This window comes from Salinicola sp. (assembly GCF_982684285.1).
Genome location: NZ_CEXLVS010000293.1, coordinates 1 through 4507, shown reverse-complemented (window position 1 = coordinate 4507; position 4507 = coordinate 1). Strand labels below are relative to the sequence as shown.

Genomic DNA, 4507 nt, shown 5'->3' with positions numbered 1-4507 from the left:
CGCGCCCGACCACCGGCCTTCTGCCATGGCCCGGTCTCGATCCAGCCCGGGCAGATGGCATTGACGCGGATGTCCGGTCCCAGGCTGACCGCCAACGCATGGGTCATGGAGAGCAACCCGCCCTTGGCGGCTGCGTACGATTCGCAGTGGGGCTCCGACTGCAGCGCACGGGTGGAGGCGATATTGACGATGGCGCCCTGGCGCTGGCGCAAACCGGGAACGGCGGCGCGAGTGCAGAGGAAGGCGCCGGTCAGATGGCTCTCCTGCCATAACCGCCAATCCGCCAGCGCCAGCTCCTCGATCGGGCCGCATACCGGGTCGGCGAGTCCGGCATTGTTCACCAGCAGATCCACGCCCGTGGATTGATCGTTCTCCCGCTGCCAGTTCGTGAGGTGATGAAACGCTTCCTTGACCTGCAACTCGTCGCTGACGTCGACGACCATGGTCAGAAGCGTTGCCGCGGGATGGGTCTCGTCGAGTTCCGCCACGGCTTCCGCGTCGCGATCCAGGGCGGCGACCCGCCAGCCTTCGGTCAGCAGTAGTTCCACCGTGGCGCGTCCGATGCCCTGGGCGCCGCCGGTGATGATGGCAAGGGGGATGGTCATGGGTCAGATTCCTTTCTGTCGCTCACGGCGCGTGCCGCGTTTCCCTGTCTTATGAGGCGTATGAGGTGTCACCGAGCCGGCGGTCGCCGTCGTGGGCTGAATCGTCTTGTCCCTATGTCTCCAGCATGAACGTCACCGGACCGTCATTGGTCAGCGCCACCTGCATGTCGGCGCCGAACCGGCCTGTCTCGACGCGCGGCCATGCCCGGCAGGCCTGGGCCACCAGGTAGTCGAACATCGCCTGTCCGTGCGCCGGCGGGGCGGCGCTGGAGAAGCTCGGGCGCAGGCCCTTGTCGGTCGCCGCCACCAGCGTGAACTGGGACACCAGCAGCAATCCTCCCTCGACCTGCTGCAGGTTGCAGTTCATGCGGCCAGTGTCGTCGGCGAATACGCGGTAGTGCAGCAGCTTGTGCAGCAGGCGATCGGCATGGGCTCGGTCATCGGTCGCTTCGACGCCGACGAGTGCCAGCAGTCCCGTACCGATACGTCCCACGATCTCGCCTTCGACGCTTACCGACGCCTGGCTGACCCGTTGAATCAGAGCTCGCATCGCAGCCTGGCATCCTGTCTGAAATTGGGGGTGGAAAGGTAGACGAAAGATTAGCACGCCGGGCCGGCATTGGAATGATCGGGATCAATAGCAAGCAAAGCGTTATTGAAAACAGACGCTACTAGAACGTATGTTTATGTTACCAGTGTCTCGAGGGAGCGATGAGGGCCCGGATCGGGCGAAACCCGGCAGTTCGACCACTGCCGGAAGCGAGAAAAGCAGGCCGGATACCCGATCCGGGAGGCTCTTGGGGTGCCATTGTCATGATTCAATAAAGGCTTTGACGCCCGCCGCTGGGGTGGTGCTACTATCCAAGCGGACCAAGCTTTTGCAAATTGTCCTGGTTTGTCGACAGTGGATCATGACAATTATGGCGAGGCCACGCCGGCCTGGGCGCGATGACAAGCGACAATGCGCCCATCATCGAGAACTCGAGTCAAGCGTGACCCGCCGCCGCGGGTCCGAATCTTGCAGACGGAGAATCTGAACGATGCGATACAACATCAATAAAGGCGTCACGACACTGATTGCCGGTTCCGTGCTTTCCTGCCTGGCCGTCGGGGTCGCGCAGGCCGCTTCACTCCAGGAGATCAAGGACTCCGGCTCGGTCAAGATCGCCGTGGCCAACGAAATTCCCTACGGCTATATGGACATGAGCGGGGAAGCCAAGGGCGCGGGTCCCGATGTCATCCGCCATATCATGAACGAGATGGGGATCGACGATATCGAGTGGGTCACCACCAACTTCAGCTCGCTGATCCCCGGCCTGCAGGCCAATCGCTTCGACATCGCCGCGGCCGAGATGGCGGTACTGCCGGATCGCTGCCAGCAGGTGATCTACTCCGAGCCGAACTCCTCCTACGGGGAAGGACTGCTGGTCAAGGAGGGTAACCCCAAGGACCTGCACGCCTTCAGCGATTTCGTCGATGGCGATGCCAAGGTCGCCATCATGGCGGGTGCCGACCAGTTGGACATGCTGCAGGCGCTCGGCGTGCCGCAGGAAAACATGGTCACCATCTCCAGTAACGCCGATGCGATCTCCACGGTCTCCACCGGGCGCGCAGACGCCTACGCCGCAACCAGCCTGACGGTCAGTGAGTTGGCCGACAAGAGCGATGACGTCGAGTCCGCCGGTGATTTCAAGGATCCGGTCATCGATGGAGAAGAGGTGCGAAGCTGGGGGGCGTTCGCCTTCAACAGCGACAACACCGAGCTGCGCGACGCGGTCAACCAAGCGCTGGAGGAGTACAAGCAGACCGACGACTGGCGCGAGACCCTGATGGGATACGGCTTCAGCCAGGCCGATGTCGAGGGTTCGAGCCACCACACCACGGAAGAGCTCTGCACCGCGGATTCCTGAGCTCAGCCAGGCTTTTGAATGCGATGTGATTGCGCATGCGCGCCAGAGCGATGGCCTCGAGCGCGCATGCGTGCCGTGATTGAACGGTGCCGGTGACCACCGGCACCGTTCGTCAGCGAATGCGGAGTCTTTCCGATGGAATGGACGAGTTATCTCGCCCCATTGTCCCAGGGCGCGTGGGTGACCGTGCAGCTCACGGTCTATTCGACGATTCTGGGGGGTATCTGCGCCTTTGTCTTCGGTCTCGGCAAGCTGTCCCACAATCCCCTCCTCAAGGGGTTCAGCGTTGCCTACATCGAGATATTCCGTGGCACCTCCCTGCTGGTGCAGCTGTTCTGGATCTACTTCGCGCTACCCATCATGGGGCAGGCGATCGGGCTAGACCTGCGGTTTCCGCCGGTGGTGGCGGGGGTTGTCGCGCTGGCGCTGAATATCGGCGCCTATGGTGCCGAAGTCGTCCGCGGCGCCGTGCAGGCGGTACCCAAGGAGCAGTACGAAGCGGCGACCGCGCTCAACTTCACCGGGCGCAAGCGGCTGTGGCGCATCACCCTGCCGCAGGCGATTCCGGAGATGATGCCGACCTTCGGCAACCTCGCGGTACAGAACCTCAAGGACACGGCGCTGGTGTCGCTGATCTCGCTGGGCGACCTGGCCTTCCGGGCCGAGCAGATCCGTAATTTCACCCAGGACAGCGTGACCGTCTATACCCTGGTCCTGTTCATGTACTTCGGCATGGCGCTGGTGCTCACCGCCTGCATGAAGCTGCTGGAACGCTACGTTGGCCGCTGGCGCGCGGCGGGGGGATAACGCATGTTTTTCGGCATCGAGTGGGATACCAGCAGCCAGTGGGCCTTTGCGGTCTCGATCTTTCCGATTCTGCTGCACGGCCTGGTGGTGACGCTGCAGGCCACCGTGGTCGGTTTCTTCATCGCCCTGATCCTGGGGCTGATCCTGGCGGCGCTTAAGAGCGCGCCGACCCGCTTCATCCGCTGGCCGGCCAAGCTGGTGACGGAGTTCATCCGCGACACGCAACTGCTGATCCAGCTGTTCTTCCTGTTCTACGTGCTGCCCGAGTTCGGGTTGACGCTGCCGGCGTTCCTGACCGGCGCGCTGGCACTGGGCGTGCAGTACAGCGCCTACACCTCCGAGGTCTATCGTGCCGGCCTGGAGGCGGTGGCCAAGGGGCAGCGCGAGGCGGCTCGCGCACTCAACCTGGCGTCCGCCAGGGCCTTCACCCACATCATCCTGCCGCAGGCGATCCCGCGCATCATTCCCGCGCTGGGCAACTATCTGGTCTCGATCATGAAAGACGTGCCCGTGCTGTCGGTCGTGACCGTGCTGGAGATGCTCGGCGTGGCCAAGATCATCGGCGATCGCACCGGCGGCTACCTGATTCCGCTCTCCATGGTTGGCGGCCTCTATCTGGTGATGACGATCATCGCCTCCTTCGGCGTGCGCTACCTGGATACCCATCTGCCCAAGCGAGGCCTCTCCCTCAAATGAACGACGCCACCGACATTTGCGATCCCATCATCAAATTCGACAAGGTCGTCAAGCGCTTCGGCGATCATGTGGTACTCGACGAACTCGATTTCGAGGTCCAGCGCGGCGAGAAAGTGACGATCATCGGCCCCTCCGGCTCGGGCAAGTCGACGGTGCTGCGCATCCTGATGACGCTGGAGAAGATCAACGACGGCGTCGTCTATGTCGGCGGCGAACCGCTCTGGCACCAGCGCAAGGGCGAGTCGCTCGAGCCGGCCGGCGAGCAGCACCTGCGCCAGATGCGCAGCCACCTGGGCATGGTGTTCCAGCAGTTCAATCTGTTCCCGCACATGACGGTGCTGCGCAACCTGACCGAGGCGCCGGTACAGGTGCTCGGTGTCAGCAAGGCCGAAGCGAGGAAGCGCGGCATGGAGCTGCTGGAGATGGTGGGGCTCACCGACCAGGCCGACAAGTACCCTCACCAGCTCTCCGGTGGCCAGCAGCAGCGGG

Annotated in this window: 6 protein-coding genes; 4 read left to right on the top strand and 2 right to left on the bottom strand. The window is 63.2% G+C overall.

Features of this window, described 5'->3' with window-relative positions:
* Both AC3AYF_RS18480 and dtd read right to left on the bottom strand, forming a co-directional pair.
* On the bottom strand, positions 1 to 605 hold a 605-nt coding region (locus AC3AYF_RS18480; RefSeq protein ID WP_295041139.1), incomplete at its 3' end, for an SDR family NAD(P)-dependent oxidoreductase.
* Positions 606 to 717: 112 nt separating this feature from the next.
* Entirely contained in the window at positions 718 to 1155 is a 438-nt protein-coding gene (dtd, locus tag AC3AYF_RS18475; RefSeq protein ID WP_295041140.1) for a D-aminoacyl-tRNA deacylase, read from the bottom strand.
* Between the two features lie 490 nt (positions 1156 to 1645).
* On the opposite strand from dtd, the gene ehuB reads away from it, so the two are divergent.
* The 4 genes from ehuB to AC3AYF_RS18455 all read left to right on the top strand — a co-directional run.
* Positions 1646 to 2515 (top strand): ectoine/hydroxyectoine ABC transporter substrate-binding protein EhuB, encoded by an 870-nt coding sequence (ehuB, locus tag AC3AYF_RS18470; protein WP_295041141.1) that lies wholly within the window; start codon positions 1646 to 1648, stop codon positions 2513 to 2515.
* Between the two features lie 135 nt (positions 2516 to 2650).
* Complete coding sequence (gene ehuC, locus AC3AYF_RS18465; RefSeq protein ID WP_295041142.1) at positions 2651 to 3322, top strand: ectoine/hydroxyectoine ABC transporter permease subunit EhuC; 672 nt, start codon at positions 2651 to 2653, stop codon at positions 3320 to 3322.
* A gap of 3 nt (positions 3323 to 3325) precedes the next feature.
* Complete coding sequence (gene ehuD, locus AC3AYF_RS18460) at positions 3326 to 4018, top strand: ectoine/hydroxyectoine ABC transporter permease subunit EhuD (RefSeq protein WP_487780156.1); 693 nt, start codon at positions 3326 to 3328, stop codon at positions 4016 to 4018.
* On the top strand, positions 4015 to 4507 hold a 493-nt coding region (locus AC3AYF_RS18455; protein WP_295041144.1), incomplete at its 3' end, for an amino acid ABC transporter ATP-binding protein. The genes ehuD and AC3AYF_RS18455, both read left to right, overlap by 4 nt.